Source organism: Achromobacter deleyi, assembly GCF_016127315.1.
In the GTDB taxonomy this organism is placed as follows: Bacteria; Pseudomonadota; Gammaproteobacteria; order Burkholderiales; family Burkholderiaceae_B; genus Achromobacter; species Achromobacter insuavis_A.
In genome coordinates this window covers 5,529,452-5,545,079 of sequence record NZ_CP065997.1, presented here as the reverse complement: position 1 = coordinate 5,545,079, position 15,628 = coordinate 5,529,452, and the positions used below count along the sequence as shown (strand labels likewise).

Annotated in this window: 11 protein-coding genes and 1 pseudogene; 8 read left to right on the top strand and 4 right to left on the bottom strand. The window is 68.3% G+C overall.

Annotation, left to right across the window (positions count from 1 at the left end; genetic code table 11):
* Positions 1 to 7 precede the first annotated feature (7 nt).
* Complete coding sequence (locus tag I6I07_RS24910; protein WP_198484144.1) at positions 8 to 1,372, bottom strand: MmgE/PrpD family protein; 1,365 nt, start codon at positions 1,370 to 1,372, stop codon at positions 8 to 10.
* Between the two features lie 2 nt (positions 1,373 to 1,374).
* Positions 1,375 to 2,535 (bottom strand): acyl-CoA dehydrogenase family protein, encoded by a 1,161-nt coding sequence (locus I6I07_RS24905; protein WP_198484143.1) that lies wholly within the window; start codon positions 2,533 to 2,535, stop codon positions 1,375 to 1,377.
* A gap of 140 nt (positions 2,536 to 2,675) precedes the next feature.
* Here I6I07_RS24905 and I6I07_RS24900 point away from each other — a divergent pair.
* A pseudogene (locus I6I07_RS24900) lies at positions 2,676 to 4,154 on the top strand (methyl-accepting chemotaxis protein); the annotation flags it as partial.
* 195 nt (positions 4,155 to 4,349) lie between these two features.
* Here I6I07_RS24900 and I6I07_RS24895 read toward each other — a convergent pair.
* Positions 4,350 to 6,206 (bottom strand): EAL domain-containing protein, encoded by a 1,857-nt coding sequence (locus I6I07_RS24895; RefSeq protein WP_232625732.1) that lies wholly within the window; start codon positions 6,204 to 6,206, stop codon positions 4,350 to 4,352.
* 126 nt (positions 6,207 to 6,332) lie between these two features.
* Here I6I07_RS24895 and rdgB point away from each other — a divergent pair, with 126 nt between their 5' ends.
* From rdgB to ntrC, 5 genes are all read left to right on the top strand, one after another.
* Positions 6,333 to 6,956: an RdgB/HAM1 family non-canonical purine NTP pyrophosphatase gene (gene rdgB, locus I6I07_RS24890; RefSeq protein ID WP_198484142.1), complete on the top strand. Its 624-nt coding sequence runs from the start codon at positions 6,333 to 6,335 to the stop codon at positions 6,954 to 6,956.
* Positions 6,957 to 6,992: 36 nt separating this feature from the next.
* Positions 6,993 to 8,216, top strand: coding sequence for a radical SAM family heme chaperone HemW (gene hemW, locus I6I07_RS24885; RefSeq protein ID WP_198484141.1), 1,224 nt, complete (start codon positions 6,993 to 6,995; stop codon positions 8,214 to 8,216).
* Positions 8,217 to 8,400: 184 nt separating this feature from the next.
* Positions 8,401 to 9,813 (top strand): type I glutamate--ammonia ligase, encoded by a 1,413-nt coding sequence (gene glnA, locus I6I07_RS24880; protein WP_054431415.1) that lies wholly within the window; start codon positions 8,401 to 8,403, stop codon positions 9,811 to 9,813.
* Positions 9,814 to 10,002: 189 nt separating this feature from the next.
* Positions 10,003 to 11,067 carry a nitrogen regulation protein NR(II) gene (glnL, locus tag I6I07_RS24875; RefSeq protein WP_006394781.1) on the top strand — a complete coding sequence of 355 codons (1,065 nt, stop codon included), beginning with the start codon at positions 10,003 to 10,005 and terminating at the stop codon, positions 11,065 to 11,067.
* Positions 11,067 to 12,569: a nitrogen regulation protein NR(I) gene (gene ntrC / locus I6I07_RS24870; protein WP_198484140.1), complete on the top strand. Its 1,503-nt coding sequence runs from the start codon at positions 11,067 to 11,069 to the stop codon at positions 12,567 to 12,569. Before glnL ends, ntrC begins: the two co-directional genes overlap by 1 nt.
* Positions 12,570 to 12,788: 219 nt before the next feature.
* On the opposite strand, the gene I6I07_RS24865 is transcribed toward ntrC, so the two are convergent.
* Positions 12,789 to 13,703 carry a LysR family transcriptional regulator gene (locus I6I07_RS24865; protein ID WP_198484139.1) on the bottom strand — a complete coding sequence of 305 codons (915 nt, stop codon included), beginning with the start codon at positions 13,701 to 13,703 and terminating at the stop codon, positions 12,789 to 12,791.
* Positions 13,704 to 13,887: 184 nt separating this feature from the next.
* Here I6I07_RS24865 and I6I07_RS24860 point away from each other — a divergent pair, with 184 nt between their 5' ends.
* Positions 13,888 to 14,586, top strand: coding sequence for a pirin family protein (locus I6I07_RS24860; protein ID WP_198484138.1), 699 nt, complete (start codon positions 13,888 to 13,890; stop codon positions 14,584 to 14,586).
* A gap of 77 nt (positions 14,587 to 14,663) precedes the next feature.
* Positions 14,664 to 15,569, top strand: coding sequence for a pirin family protein (locus I6I07_RS24855; RefSeq protein WP_198484137.1), 906 nt, complete (start codon positions 14,664 to 14,666; stop codon positions 15,567 to 15,569).
* Positions 15,570 to 15,628: the final 59 nt, after the last annotated feature.

Here is a 15,628-nt window from a genome sequence, read left to right as displayed (position 1 = left end):
CCGGGCGTCAGGGCAGCAGGGCGCCCACCTTGTCGGCCCGCTCCAGGTTCCAGATCGCGCCGATCAGGCGGCGCAGCTCGGCTTCGGTGGCGGCGTCGGCATAGCGGCCCAGGCTCAGCGTCTTGGCTTCGATCTCGTCGCGCGACAGCGTATTGCCGGGGTCGCCCTTGGGTTCGTCGACGCGGCCGTGCAGCACACGGCCGTCGTGGGTGTGCACCGTGACCTTGCCGATCCAGCGCTGCGGATAGGCGCCGTCGACTTCCGGATCCAGTTCCATCGTCACGCGCCCGCGGAAATCGGCCACCGCCGGATCGTCCAGCGCGGCGTCGAATTCCGGCAGGCCGGCGCGGCCCTGGCGCGCGATCAGGCCCAGCACCGTGCCCATCGAGAACTTGGATTGATGCACCGTGCGCGGATCGACCACCGGCCCCAGCACGTCGATGGCGCCCTGGTGCACGTGCGCCACCACCCGTTCGATGTCGCCTTCGGCCAGCTTGTGCTCGCGCAGCACCTGCTGCAGCGCATCCGCCGCCGGATGGGTATGACGGCACGAGGCATGGAACTTGAACGAGGTTTCGGCCAGCGCCCAGCGCGTGCCGAGGCGGTCGGTCAGGCGCGCCGGATCGGCGTCGCTCGACATGCCGGCGGCCATGCCCTGCGGGCCTTCGAGGATGTGGCGCGCGCCGGTGAAGCCTTCCTGCGCCAGATAGGCCGCGGCGATGCCGTTGGCGGCGGCGCGGGCGGTGTGCAGCTGCTTGGAATCGGCGGCGTCGCGCAGGAATTCCCACAGGCCGGCGGCCTGGGTGCCGGCCGAGCCGAAGGCGTCCAGCATGGCCGCGGGCGCCAGGCCCAGCAGACGGCCGGTGGCCGCGGCGGCGGCCAGCGTGCCCGCGGTGCCGGTGGTGTGGAAGATCTTGTAGTGCGAGCGGCCCAGGAATTCGCCAACCCGGATGCCGACCTCGTAGCCGGCCACGGCCGCCACCAGCAGGTCGCGGCCGCTGCGGCCCAGCGCCTGGGCCACCGCCAGCACCGGCGGGAACACCACGGCCGCGGGGTGGAACACCGAACCATTGTGCACGTCGTCCTGCTCGACCACGTGGGCGGCGGCGGCGTTGACCATGGCGGCGAACACCGGCGAGGTACGGCGCCGGTTGATCAGGATCTCGCTGGGGCCGTCGGCCGGCCCCATGGCGGCGGCGTAGCGGTCGATGGCCAGCACCGGGCGCGCCGAGGCGCCCGCCAGGATCGAGGCCAGGCAGTCCAGCAGCAGGTCTTCGGCGCGGCGCAGCACCGGGGCGGGGATGTCCTCGAAGCGCAGGTTGGCGGCGAAGGCGGCGAGGGCGGCGCTCGGGTGGGAGGTGTCGGAGGTCATGGTCAGAAGGAGCGCGGCAGGCCCAGGATGTGTTCGGCGACGTAGGAGAGGATCAGGTTGGTCGAGATCGGCGCGACCTGGTACAGGCGGGTCTCGCGGAACTTGCGCTCGACGTCGTATTCGGTGGCGAAGCCGAAGCCGCCGTGGAACTGCAGGCAGGCGTTGGCGGCCTCCCACGAGGCGTCGGCGGCCAGCAGCTTGGCCATGTTGGCCTGCGCGCCGCAGGGCTCGTGGGCGTCGAACAGGCGGCAGGCCTCGTAGCGCATCAGGCTGGCGGCCTCGACGTTGATGTGGGCGCGGGCGATGGGGAACTGCACGCCCTGGTTCTGGCCGATGGGGCGGCCGAACACCATGCGTTCCTTGGCGTAGGCGGTGACCTTGTCGACGAACCAGTAGCCGTCGCCGATGCATTCGGCGGCGATCAGGGTGCGCTCGGCGTTCAGGCCGTCCAGGATGTACTTGAAACCCTTGCCTTCCTCGCCGATCAGGTTGTCGGCCGGGATCTCCAGGTTGTCGAAGAACAGCTCGTTGGTCTCGTGGTTGACCATGTTGGGGATCGGGCGGATCGACATGCCGTGCTTGACCGCCTCGTGCAGGTCCACCAGGAAGATCGACATGCCCTCGGACTTGCGCGTGACCTGGTCCAGCGGCGTGGTGCGCGCCAGCAGGATCATCAGGTCGGAGTGCTGCACCCGCGAGATCCAGACCTTCTGGCCATTGATGACGTAGCGGTCGCCGCGGCGCACGGCGGTGGTCTTGATCTTGGTGGTGTCGGTGCCGGTGGTGGGCTCGGTCACGCCCATCGACTGCAGGCGCAGCTCGCCGGCGGCGATACGAGGCAGGTACTCGCGCTTTTGCGCCTCGGAGCCGTGCCGCAGCAGGGTGCCCATGTTGTACATCTGGCCGTGGCAGGCGCCGGAATTGCCGCCGCTGCGGTTGATCTCTTCCATGATGACCGAGGCCTCGGTCAGGCCCAGGCCCGAGCCGCCGTATTCCTGCGGGATCAGCGCCGCCAGCCAGCCGGCCTCGGTGAGGGCGCGCACGAAGGCGTCGGGGTAGCCGCGTTCTTCATCCACTTTGCGGAAGTAGTCGGCGGGAAATTGCGCGCACAGATCGCGCACGGCTTCGCGGATGTCCTGGTAGGCGTGGGAGGCTTGATGCATGGGGTGGGCTGCAATATCGGTGTCGTAAAGGGGTTCGGTACAGGATCGAATGTGCCGTAAGGCGCCGCGCCTGCCAATTCACAATTCATTAATACCGGGTTCCTGTTCGCAAAAGCGCACTTATGTGACGGCCGTTCGTCATGCGAGGGGGCGGGTTGTGTCAAGAAATTGCCAAACTGCATCCCCATAATCGCCTCGATGCGCCTTTGTGGCGATGCAACAGACGGATGGATATGCGGAAAAATCTCAGGGTGACCACGGCGGTTTCGGCCATTCTCGCGGTGTTTGTGGTGCTGTTCGCGTTGGCGGCGGCGGCCGGGATCGCCGTGCTGCGCGAGAACCGCGCCGACATCGAGGCGCTGGGCCGGGGCAGCATCGAGCGCGCCAGCGACCTGTCGGACATGACCAGCAGCCTGTTCCAGGCGCGCGCCGCGCTGACCGACGCCAAGACCGCCATGGAAGGCGGCCTGGAAGAGGCCCGCGACCAGTCGCTCAACCAGGCCGACAAGCTGCTCAAGCAGGCCGCGGCCAGCCTGGCGCGGCTGCGCGCCAATGCGGATACCAGTGCCCAGGGCGCGCCCTTGTTCGACCAGGCGCTGGCGGCCTATGCCGCCTTTGCCGACCAGACGCTGGCGCCCATGTTCAAGGCCATCAAGGGCTGGAACGGCATCGAGGTCAACCGGCTGGTGGACAAGGTGCTGCCGGTGTCCGGCTCCACCTACGTCAAGCAGGCCGACGCCTACCAGGCCTACGCCCGCCAGCAGGGCCAGGCCGCGGTGGCCGGCGCCAGCCAGACCATGCAGCGCGTGACGGTGGTGGCCGCGGCGGTGCTGGGCTTCGTGCTGGTGCTGGCGGTGCTGATCCGGCTGGCGTTCCGCCGCCGCATCCTGCGCCCGTTGAACGAGGCCGGCGCGCACTTCGACCGCATCGCCGACGGCGACCTGACCGGCAACATCGCGGTCCACGGCGACAACGAGATCGGCGTGCTGTATTCGGCCATGCGCCGCATGCAGACCGGCCTGTCGGCGGCGGTGGCGTCGGTGCGCCATGGCGTGGAAGAGATCCACACCGGCTCGGGCGAGATCGCCGCGGGTGGCGCCGACATGTCCGACCGCACCGCGCGCCAGGCCGGTTCGCTGCAGGAGGCCGCGGCCAACATGACCCAGCTGGCCCACACGGTGCAGACGACCGCCGGCAACGCCGACCTGGCCAGCCGCCAGGCGCTCAGCGCCACCCAGCTGGCCCAGCGCGGCGGGCAGGCGGTGCAGGAAGTCGTGACCAGCATGCAGGGCATCGCCGACAGCGCGCGCCGCATCGGCGAGATCGTCGGGGTGGTGGACAGCATCGCCTTCCAGACCAATATCCTGGCGCTGAACGCGGCGGTGGAAGCCGCGCGCGCCGGCGAGCAGGGCAAGGGCTTCGCCGTGGTGGCAGGCGAAGTGCGCTCGCTGGCCCAGCGCAGCGCCCAGGCGGCCAAGGAAATCAAGGGCTTGATCGAGGATTCGAGCTCGCGCGTCGAGGTCGGCGTGCGCCAGGTCAACCTGGCCGGCGACACCATGCGCGACATGCTGACCTCGGTCGACCGCGTGACGCAGATCGTGGCGGAAATCTCCAGCGCCACGGCCGAGCAGGCCGCCGGCATCGCCTCGGTCAATGACGCCGTGGCCGATATCGAACGCTCGACCCAGGAAAACGCGGCGATGGTCGAACAGACCGCCGCCGCCGCGGCCGCGCTGGAACAGCAGGCCCAGGGCCTGCAGCGCGCGGTGTCGGTCTTCCAGATCGCCCAGGCGGCGCAGGCCGCCGGGCAGGGGTCAGGGCACGAGCTGCGGCAGGGCGCCGCCGCTGTAGCGCTCGGTCACCAGCGACAGGTTCCCATGCTTGACCTTGTGCTTGACATGGGCAGCGGCCGACGCGATGTCCTCCGGGCGGATGCGCTCGCATAGGGAGGGGGTGACGGTCAGCGCGCCGACACCCAGCGTCACGAACGGGAAGAAGCGCGGCACGCCGTAGCGGTCTTCGGCCTCGATGCCGCCGTTACGGCGGCCTTCGTCGTCATACAGGTCCATGGCGCGCTCGTTGAACTCGGCGATGACGCGCTGGATGCGCTCGTTCCAGTCGGGGCTGCGCAGCAGCACCACGAAGTCGTCGCCGCCGACGTGGCCGACGAAATCGCGTAGCGGATCACAGTGGCGCTTGATGACGTCGGCGGTCAGCATGATCATGTCGTCGCCGCGCCAGTAGCCATAGACGTCGTTGAACGGCTTGAAGTTGTTCAGGTCGCCGTAGCAGATGGTGAAATCGGCGGCATCCTCCAGCAGCGTGGCGATATGGCGGCTGATGGGAATGTTGCCTGGCAGCGAGGTCAGTGGATTGGCGTAGCGCGCGGCCTCGATGCGCATCTCGGTCACCGAGCGCACCAGCGTCTCGCCGGTGGCCAGGCCGTCGTAGCGGCCGTCGCGGGTGATGATGAGGCCGTCCATCAGATAGCGCTGGTCTTCCGAGATCAGCACGTGGCTGAGCTGGTCGATCGACACGTCCAGGTCGACCAGCACCGGCTCGCCGTTCATGAAGGTCGAGCAGGCGTCGCGGCCGAACAGCTCGCGGGTGTAGCGCTGCGCGTAGTGTTCGGAGAAGTCGCGGCGGTTGATGATGCCCACCGGCCGGTTGTCGCCGTCGACCACGGCCACCGCGTGCAGGCTCTTGTGCTCGATGAAGAGGCGGTGCACGTCGTCGTTGGTGTGCTTGTTCAGCAGCGCCGCCGGGGCCTCGACCCGCAGGCTGGCGGCGGTGCCGCCGGCCGAGCGTTGCGACAGCGGGGCGGGCGCGCGCACCCGCAGCGAATCGCGCAGCGGCGGCGTCAGCTCGGTCAGCAGGGACTCGTCGGGGCGTCCCAGCAGCCAGCCCTGGGCGTAGCGGATCTCCAGGTCGCGCACCACCGCCAGGTCCTCGGCGGTCTCGATGCCCTCGGCCACGATGGCCGTGCCCAGGTACTGAGCCACCTTGAGGATGGCGCGCACCATGTTCTGCTTGCGGTCGTCGTGGCCGATACCGTTGAAGAAGTAGCGGTCGATCTTGACCAGGTCGGGCTGCATCTCGGCCCACAGCTGCAGGTTGGAATTGCCGACGCCGTAGTCGTCCAGCGCGATGCGCATGCCGTATTCGCGCAGGCAGGCGAAGGCGCTGCCCAGCGTCGACATGTGCTCGGACAGGGGATCCTGCTCGGTCAGCTCGACGATGATGTTGGACGGCGCCAGCGTGCAATCCTTGAGCAGGCGCAGCGGCATTTCGTCGCCCCACAGCGTCCAGTAGTGGATCAGGGCCGAGCCGGACAGGTTCAGGAACAGCTTGCCGGCGGCCGGGTTCTGGTCGAAGCCCTGGGCGCCGGCGCGGAAGCTGGCCAGCTCCAGTTGCGGATGCAGGCCCTGGCGGCGGGCTTCGGCGAACAGGGCGTCGGGAAAGTGCAGGGTGGTGTCGACCGGGCCGCGGATCAGGCTTTCATGGCCATAGATGCGGCTGTGCGAGAGGTCGATCACCGGCTGGAAGCGGGGGCGCAGCAGCCGTTCGCGCAGGATGCCCGCCAGGCTGACGGGGGTTGGCGCAGCGGCGCCGGAAGAAAGGGTAGGCGCGCTGGCCGCAACCGGCCGTGGCAAAGCGTGAAGTGGGTTCATCGCCGGGGCGTTCAGATACGATCAGTGACAAGATTGTCCATATTGACGATGAAATATGTCTGTGTTGTTGCGCTGACACGTAACTTGCAGGGCGGGTTTACGACCACGCCCTATACAATTTACCCCATGACTTCCCCCAAGATTCCCGAATCCCTGCGCCGCGTCGTGCTGGCGTCCAACAATCCCGGCAAGCTGCGTGAGTTCTCCGCCTTGTTCGCCCCGCTCGGCATCGAACTGGTGCCCCAGGGCGACCTGGGCGTGCCCGAGGCCGAGGAGCCGCACGTCACCTTCGTCGAGAACGCCCTGACCAAGGCGCGCCATGCCAGCCGCCTGACCGGGCTGCCGGCGCTGGCGGATGATTCCGGCCTGTGCGTGGCCGCGCTGGACGGCGCCCCGGGGGTGTATTCGGCGCGCTACGCCAAGATGCACGGCGGCGAGAAATCCGACCAGGCCAACAATGCGCTGCTGGTCGGCAAGCTGGCGTCGGCCACCGACCGCAGCGCCTGCTACGTGGCGGTGCTGGCGCTGGTGCGCGGTGAAAACGACCCGCGCCCGCTGATCGGCGAAGGCCTGTGGCAGGGCGAGATCATCGACCAGGCGGAAGGCGAGAACGGCTTCGGCTACGATCCGCACTTCTACCTGCCCGACCAGGGTCTGACCGCCGCCGCGCTCGACCCCGAGGAAAAGAACCGCATCAGCCATCGCGCCCGCGCCCTGCGCGAACTGCTGAGCAAGCTGAACCAGGCTTGACCCGGCGGCGCGTGCGCGCCGCCGCCAGGAACACGAATGTCCATCATCATCCCCATCCGCTCCGAAATGGGCGCGGCCCGCTCGCGCCTGGTCACCCCGGCCGGCGCCACCCTGACCAGCCTGCCGCCGCTGTCGGTCTACGTGCACGTGCCCTGGTGCGTGCGCAAGTGTCCGTACTGTGATTTCAATTCGCACGCCGCGCCCGGCGGCGATATCCCCGAACGCGCCTACCTGGATGCGCTGCGCAGCGACCTGGAACAGGCGCTGCCGTCGATCTGGGGCCGTCAGGTGGTCTCGGTGTTCATCGGCGGCGGCACGCCCAGCCTGCTGTCGGCCGCCGGCCTGGACGAGTTGCTGGCCATGCTGCGCGCCTGTCTGAACGTGTGGCCCGACGCGGAAATCACCATGGAGGCCAACCCCGGCACCGCCGAGGCCGACCGTTTCCGCGACTACGCCGCCAGCGGCGTGACCCGTTTCTCGCTCGGCATCCAGAGCTTCGACGACGCCCAGCTGAAGAAGCTGGGCCGCATCCATGATGCGGCGCAGGCCCGCGCCGCCATCGAGATGGCCCAGCGCGCCGCGCCGCGCGTCAACCTGGACATGATGTTCGCGCTGCCGGGCCAGACCCTGGACGCCTGCGTGGACGACCTGCGCCAGGCCATCGGCTTCGGCACCGAGCATCTGTCGCTCTATCACCTGACGATGGAGCCCAACACGGTGTTCGCCAAGTTCCCGCCCGAGGACCTGCCGGACGACGACACCAGCGCGGCCATGCAGGACGCGGTCGAGGCCGAGCTGGCCGCGGCCGGCCTGGCGCGCTACGAGGTCTCGGCCTATGCCAAACCCGGCGCCCGCTGCCGCCACAATCTGAATTACTGGGAGTTCGGCGACTACCTGGGCCTGGGGCCGGGCGCGCACGGCAAGCTGTCGTTCCACGACCGCATCGTGCGCGAGGCGCGCCTGCGCAGCCCGGAATCCTGGATGCAGGCCGCCGCCGCGCGCGACGGCAGCCACCTGGCCGAAAACCGCCAGGTCGGCCCCGACGAGCTGCCGTTCGAATTCATGTTGAACGCCTTGCGGCTGAAGGATGGCGTGGCCGCCACCCTGTTCAACGAGCGCACCGGCCTGTCGCTGGCCGCCATCGCGCACCAATTGGAGGCAGCCTCCAGCAAGGGCCTGCTGGACGCCGATCCCACCCGCCTGCGGGCCACGCCCCTGGGCTGGCGCTTCCTGAACGACCTGCAGGAAATGTTCCTGTAGCAATAAGGCACCAAGATGGGGCAATCATGCCCCATTCTTTGCACCATTATGGTGCTACATTGCCCCATGAACTGGCAGCCTTCCCCGGGCAATCCCGGGGGTAAGGCCTGGCACGCTTATTGCTTCCCTCTTTTATGCCAGTCGAGCGGCACAGCCCTCGACCCTTTTATCTAATGGAGATGACATGGCAAGCCCGAAAGACGTCCTGAAACAGATCGCCGACAACGAAGTCAAATTCGTGGATTTCCGCTTTACCGATACTGTTGGCCGTGAGCACCACGTGTCCGTGCCCACCAGCCAGATCGACGAAGACAAGCTGGAAAGCGGCCAGGCTTTCGACGGTTCGTCGATCCCGGGTTGGAAGGGCATTGAAGCGTCCGACATGCTGCTCATCCCCGACTGCGCCACCGGCAACCTGGACCCGTTCCGTGAAGAGCCGACCCTGATCCTGTCGTGCGACGTGGTCGAACCGTCGGACCTGAAGGGCTATGACCGCGACCCGCGCTCGCTGGCCAAGCGCGCCGAAGCCTACCTGAAGGCCTCGGGCCTGGGCGACACCGCCTACTTCGGTCCGGAACCCGAATTCTTCGTGTTCGACGGCGTGACCTGGAACACCGACATGTCGGGCACCTTCGTCAAGATCAAGTCGGAAGAGGCCTCCTGGTCCACCGGCCTGGACTTCGACGGCGGCAACACCGGCCATCGTCCCGCGGTCAAGGGCGGCTACTTCCCCGTTCCCCCGGTCGATTCGTTCCAGGACATGCGTTCGGAAATGTGCCTGCTGATGGAACAGATGGGCGTGCCGGTCGAAGTGCACCACCATGAAGTCGCCGGCGCCGGCCAGCTGGAAATCGGCACCAAGTTCAGCACCCTGGTGCAACGCGCCGACTGGACCCAGATCGTCAAGTACATCGTGCACAACGTGGCCCATGCCTATGGCAAGACCGCCACCTTCATGCCCAAGCCCATCGTTGGCGACAACGGTTCCGGCATGCACGTGCACCAATCCATCTGGAAGGATGGCCAGAACCTGTTCGCGGGCAACGGCTACGCCGGCCTGTCGGAATTCGCGCTGTACTACATCGGCGGCATCATCAAGCACGCCCGCGCCCTGAACGCCATCACCAACCCGGGCACCAACTCGTACAAGCGCCTGGTTCCGCACTACGAAGCCCCGGTCAAGCTGGCCTACTCGGCCCGCAACCGTTCGGCCTCGATCCGCATCCCGTACGTGGGCAACCCGAAGGGCCGCCGCGTCGAAGCGCGCTTCCCGGACCCCCTGGCCAACCCGTACCTGGCGTTCTCGGCCCTGATGATGGCCGGCCTGGACGGCGTGCAGAACAAGATCCACCCCGGCGATCCGGCCGACAAGAACCTGTACGACCTGCCGCCGGAAGAAGACGCGAAGATCCCGACCGTGTGCTCCTCGCTGGAACAGGCGCTGGAAGCGCTGGACAACGACCGCGAGTTCCTGACCCGCGGCGGCGTGTTCAGCAACGACATGCTCAACGCCTACATCGACCTGAAGATGGCCGATGTGAATCGTCTGCGCATGACCACGCACCCGGTCGAATTCGACATGTACTACAGCCTCTGATTTCCAGAGGCTGTGGCTGGGGGAGCGCGATGATGTAGGCAGAAACCAGGGCCGACACCACGCGCACCGCCAGGTCGCCGACCCAAGACCCGCCCGTCCGGCCCCGTGCCGGCGGGCAGGGCGCCCCACCCGGGCGCCGCCGGGCCGGTGTTCCGATTTCCCCCTGTAGTCATTCGGGTACGTTGAAAAATGAATGTAGAAGCTCTCGATCTGCTTGCCACGTCCGTTTTCCTGGTCAACGCACGCGGGCATATCGAATACGCCAATGCGGCCGCCGAGGATCTGTTCGGCCGTTCCCGCAAGCAGCTGTGCGGCCACTCCGCCGCCACGCTGTTCGACAATCCGGAAAACATCCAATCGTCCATCGACCGCGCCGCGGCCGGCAGGTATGCCGACGTCCGGCAGCTGGCCTCATTGCGCCGCGCCGCCGAATCGGTGGAAGTGGCCGTGACCACGGTGGGATTGAGCGGCCAGGCCTGGCCGGTCCTGATCGAGACCCGCGAGATCGAGCAGCGCGTGCTGGCCGACCGCAACCATCGCCTGGTCGACGAGATCGAAGCGCACCGCGAACTGCTGCGCAACCTGGCGCATGAAGTCAAGAATCCCCTGGGCGGCTTGCGCGGCGCCGCGCAATTGCTGGAAGCCGAGCTGCCGAGCGCGGCGCTGGCCGAGTACACCCAGGTCATCATTTCCGAAGCCGACCGCCTGCAGGCGCTGGTGGACCGCCTGAGCGGCCCGCAACGTGTGCCGCTGAACGCGCGGCCGGTGAACATCCATGAGATCTGCGAGCGCGTCTGCGCCCTGATCCAGGCCGAATTCCGTAACGACGTCACGCTGGTGCGCGACTACGACGCCTCCATGCCCGACCTGAAGGGCGACGCCGCCCGCCTGATGCAGGCGGTGCTGAACGTGGCCCGCAACGCCGCGCAGGAACTGGTCGCGCGGCCGCAGGCGCCCGGGCTCGAGCCCGGCGTCGTCACGCTGCGCACCCGCGTCGCGCGGCAGGTCATGCTGGCGCACCGCCAGCACCGCCTGGCGCTCGAGCTGTCCATCATCGATAACGGTCCCGGCGTGCCGGACCACATCCGCGACCGCATCTTCCATCCCCTGGTCACCGCCCGCGCCGGCGGGACCGGCCTGGGCCTGAGCCTGGCCCAGGATTTCGTGCAGCAGCACGGAGGCATCATCGAATTTGAATCCCGACCCGGGCGCACCGAGTTTCGCCTGGTCCTACCGATGGAGCCCGCACTCTGATGAAACCCGTATGGATCGTCGACGACGACCAGGCCATCCGCTGGGTCCTCGAAAAGGCCCTGGCCCGCGCCGGTGTCCCCACCCGTAGTTTCTCCCAGTCTGCCGACGTGCTTGACGCGCTGGCGCACGACACGCCCGTCGCCCTGGTGTCCGATATCCGCATGCCGGGCGGCAACGGCCTCGAGCTGCTGCGCCAGCTCAAGGAACGCCATCCCGGGCTGCCGGTCATCGTCATGACCGCCTTCGCCGACCTCGACAGTACCGTGTCGGCCTTCCAGGGCGGCGCCTTCGACTATCTGGCCAAGCCTTTCGACGTCAACGAGGCGGTGGCGCTGATCCAGCGCGCCATGCAGGAATCGGCCCAGCCCGAAAGCCCCGAAGGGCAGGGCGAGGCGCAGAACAACGAGCGCTGGATGATGACGCAGTCGTCGTCCACCGCCATGCAGGAAGTGTTCCGCGCCATCGGCCGGCTGGCGCAGTCCAAGGTCACCGTGCTGATCACCGGCGAGTCCGGCACGGGCAAGGAACTGGTGGCGCGCGCGCTGCACGGCCACGGCATGCGCGCCGGCGGCCCGTTCGTCGCGCTCAACGCCGCCGCCATCCCGCGCGACCTGCTCGAAGCCGAGCTGTTCGGCCATGAACGCGGCGCCTTCACCGGCGCCAACACGCTGCGCCGCGGCCGCTTCGAGGAAGCCCACGGCGGCACGCTGTTCCTGGACGAAATCGGCGACATGCCGATCGAATTGCAGACCCGCCTGTTGCGCGTGCTGGCCGAAGGCAGCTTCTACCGCGTCGGCGGCGCCCAGCCGGTGCGGGTCGACGTGCGCATCGTCGCCGCCACCCACCAGCCGCTGGAGCAGCGGGTCGAGCAGGGCCTGTTCCGCGAAGACCTGTTCCACCGCCTGAACGTCATCCGCCTGCGCCTGCCGCCGCTGCGCGAACGGGTCGAGGACATCCCGGCGCTCGCCAACCACTTCCTCACCGCCAGCGCCCGCGCGCTCGGCGTGCCGGTCAAGCGCCTGACCCCGGAAGCGCTGGCAGTCCTGACCAAGTTCGACTTCCCCGGCAACGTGCGCCAGCTGGAGAACTTCTGCCACTGGCTCACCGTCATGGCCCCCGGCCAGACCGTCGAGCGCGCCGACCTGCCGCCCGAAATCCGCGCCATGGAACACGCGCCCGCCGTCGGCTCGGTCTCCCCGCGCCCGCCCGCTGGCGCCAGCGTCGCCGCCATCGGCACCGTGGTCCAACACCCCGCGCCCGCCACCGCCGACGAGGCCGCGCCCCGCAACTGGCAGGACTCCTTGCTGCGCGACGCCCAGTACCGCCTGGAACGCGGCGAACCCGCCGTCATGGCCACCCTGACGCGCCAGTTCGAGAAGATCCTGCTGCAAAGCGCCCTCGACGCCAGCCGCGGCCGCCGCGTCGAAGCCGCCTCAAGGCTCGGCATCGGCCGCAACACCATCACCCGCAAACTGCGCGAACTAGGCATCGAAGACGAGTAGCTCGCGCTCTCCCGCCCCGCGCGCAGCGCCCACTGCGCCACCATCCACCACCGCGTAAGTCAGGTAGCGGCCGCCCGCGCGGCCCTACCTGACGGGCAATGCAAGCTCTCCGCGAATACACAGCTCCAGCAGCGCTGCAAACCCGCCGACGCACCGGGCGGCCTGCGAAGCCTATTTGCATGCTCCAGCCAAGACCCCTTCGGCAGCGAGCAACCTCGATCAAGCCATCCCCAGCAACCCCTCACAAAGCCGCGGCGACTTCAACTTCTGCAGCCACCACTTGAGCGCCTCTCCCGGCGCCTCCGCCCGCCACGCATACGCCACATGCTCGGTCAGCGACATCCCCTCGTCGGTCTCGCAGATCACCAGCACGCCCTGCGCCAGATAGGGCGCCGCCAGGGTCAACGGCAGATACCCGCATCCCAACCCGCGGATCTGTGCCTCGATCTTGGCCTGCATCGTCGGCATCACCAGCGTCGGCTGCTCCGCCAGGATGCCGCGTGACTGCGGCGGCAGGTTGCGCGACGTATCGGCCACCACCACCGCGCAATAGCGCGTGATGTCGGCCCGGCTCAACGGTTGCGGCAGCGAGGCCAGCGGGTGGTGCGCCGCCACGCAGAAGCCGAACTGCGCCTGTCCCATGGTCTGCGACCGGTAGGGCCCGGTCGGCTCGCCCGCCGCGCCGGCGCCGATCACCAGGTCGGCGCGGTTCGAGGTCAACGCATCCCAGTTGCCGCTCAGCACCTCGGTCGAAAAGCGCAGGGTCGTAGCGCTGCCCAGCGCCTGGAATTCCTCGACCAGGTCGTACAGCGGCCGCCACGGCAGCACCGCGCTCACCGCGATGCGCAGTTCCACCTCCCAGCCCGTCGCGATGCGCTTGACCCGGCAGGCCAGGTCGTCGAGCGACTGCAGCACGTGGCGGCCGTCCTTGAGCAAGGCCTCGCCGGCCGGCGTCAGCACGGCCCGGTGGCCCGAGCGGTCGAACAGCAGCACGTCCAGCCCGTCCTCCAGCTTGCGGATCGCGTAGGTCACGGCGGAGGGCACCTTGTCCAGTTCGCGCGCCGCTTTGGCGAAGCTGCCGTGGCGCGCGATCGCGTCCACCAGGACGAGCAATTCGGGGGTGATCGGCTGCATGGGGCGGCTCCGGCAACTATCGTTCAAATAATTTGAATGGTTTCTTCAAATCATAGCGTCAAACCGGCCTGCGAGTGCGCGCACAATGTCATTCATGCCGGTTGAGCAGCGAGGCTTCCAGCAAAAGTGCAAGGCAGGCCCGCCACCGCAAGACCATTCACTTATTTGAAACAGGGAGTCCACCATGCTTACCCTTCGCCGTAGCGCCGAACGCGGTCACGCCAACCACGGCTGGCTCGATTCGTTCCACACCTTTTCGTTCGCCAACTACTACGATCCCTCGCACATGGGCTTCGGCGCGCTGCGCGTGATCAACGATGACCGCATCGCCGCGGGCCGCGGTTTCGGCACGCACGGCCACCGCGACATGGAGATCATCACCTACGTGCTGGACGGCGCCATCGCGCACAAGGACAGCATGGGCAGCGGCTCCACCATCCAGCCCGGCAACGTGCAGCGGATGAGCGCCGGCCGCGGCGTGATGCACTCCGAGTTCAACCCGCGCGCCGACAAGGAAACGCACATGCTGCAGATCTGGATCGAGCCGAACGTCACCGGCATCGCGCCGGAGTATGAGGAAAAGGCGTTCACCGACGCGCAAAAGCGCGGCCGCCTGCAAGCCGTGGTCTCGGGCGACGGCGTCGATGGCTCGATGACGATCCATCAGGACGTGCGGCTCTATGCCGGCCTGTTCGACGGCGACGAGTCGGCCACGCTGGAACTGGCCCCCGGCCGCCGCGCCTGGGTGCACGTGGCCCGCGGCAGCCTGACGGTCAACGGCGTCGCGCTGGCGGCCGGCGACGCGGTCGCCATCAGCGATGAAACGCGGGTGGCGCTGTCCGGCGGCGACAACGCCGAAGTGCTGGTGTTTGATCTGGCCTGACGCCGGCAGCCGGGTGGATCGCCGATCCGCCCGGCCTTAACATGGCCCCAAGCAGGCCAACCTACAGGAGCATTCCCATGTCCACCTTGTCCCAACCCGGCGACAGCCAGATCGAAACCGTGGTGGTCCCGCGCAGCAGCGACCTGGGCGGCTTCGAAGTCCGCCGCGCGCTGCCCTCGGCGCAGCGCCGCACCGTCGGCCCGTTCGTGTTCCTGGATCACATGGGCCCGGTCGAATTCACGGCCGGCTCGGGCATCGACGTGCGCCCGCATCCGCACGTCGGCCTGTCCACCGTGACCTATCTGTACGAAGGCTCGATGGTGCATCGCGATGGCGCCGGCAACACCCAGACCATCCTGCCCGGCGAGGTGAACTGGATGACGGCGGGCCGCGGCATCGTGCACTCCGAGCGCTCCTCGCCCGAAAGCCGCCAGGCCGCGCAACGCCTGGCCGGCCTGCAGATCTGGGTCGGCCTGCCCAAGGCGCACGAGGAAACCGATCCCGGCTTCACCCACTACGGCCTGGACGCCCAGCCCGTGGTCGAAGGCGAGGGCGTGCGCGCGCAGGTCGTGGCCGGCTCGCTGTTCGGCAAGACCTCGGCCGTCAAGACCCATTCGCCGCTGTTCTACGGCGACATGCAGTTGCGCGCCGGCGCCGTCACCGTGCTGCCCGCCGAACACGAAGAACGCGCCGCCTACCTGGCGATCGGCTCCGTCGAGATCGACGGCCAGGTGTTCGAGAGCGGCCGCCTGATCGTCTTCGCGCCCGGCCGTCCGGTGCAGATCCGCGCCTGTACCGACGCGCGTTTCGCGGTGCTCGGCGGCGAGCCGCTGGAAGGCCCGCGCTTCATCTGGTGGAACTTCGTCTCCAGCAGCAAGGATCGCATCGAGCAGGCCAAGGAAGACTGGCAGCGCAACCGCTTCGGCCAGACCGTGCCGGGCGACGAGACCGAGTTCATCCCGCTGCCGCCGCCGCGCGCCTGAACCGCCGCCGCGCCTCGGCCCGCGGCCCCGTGTCCACGGGCTGGAACGCGGGCCGCCAT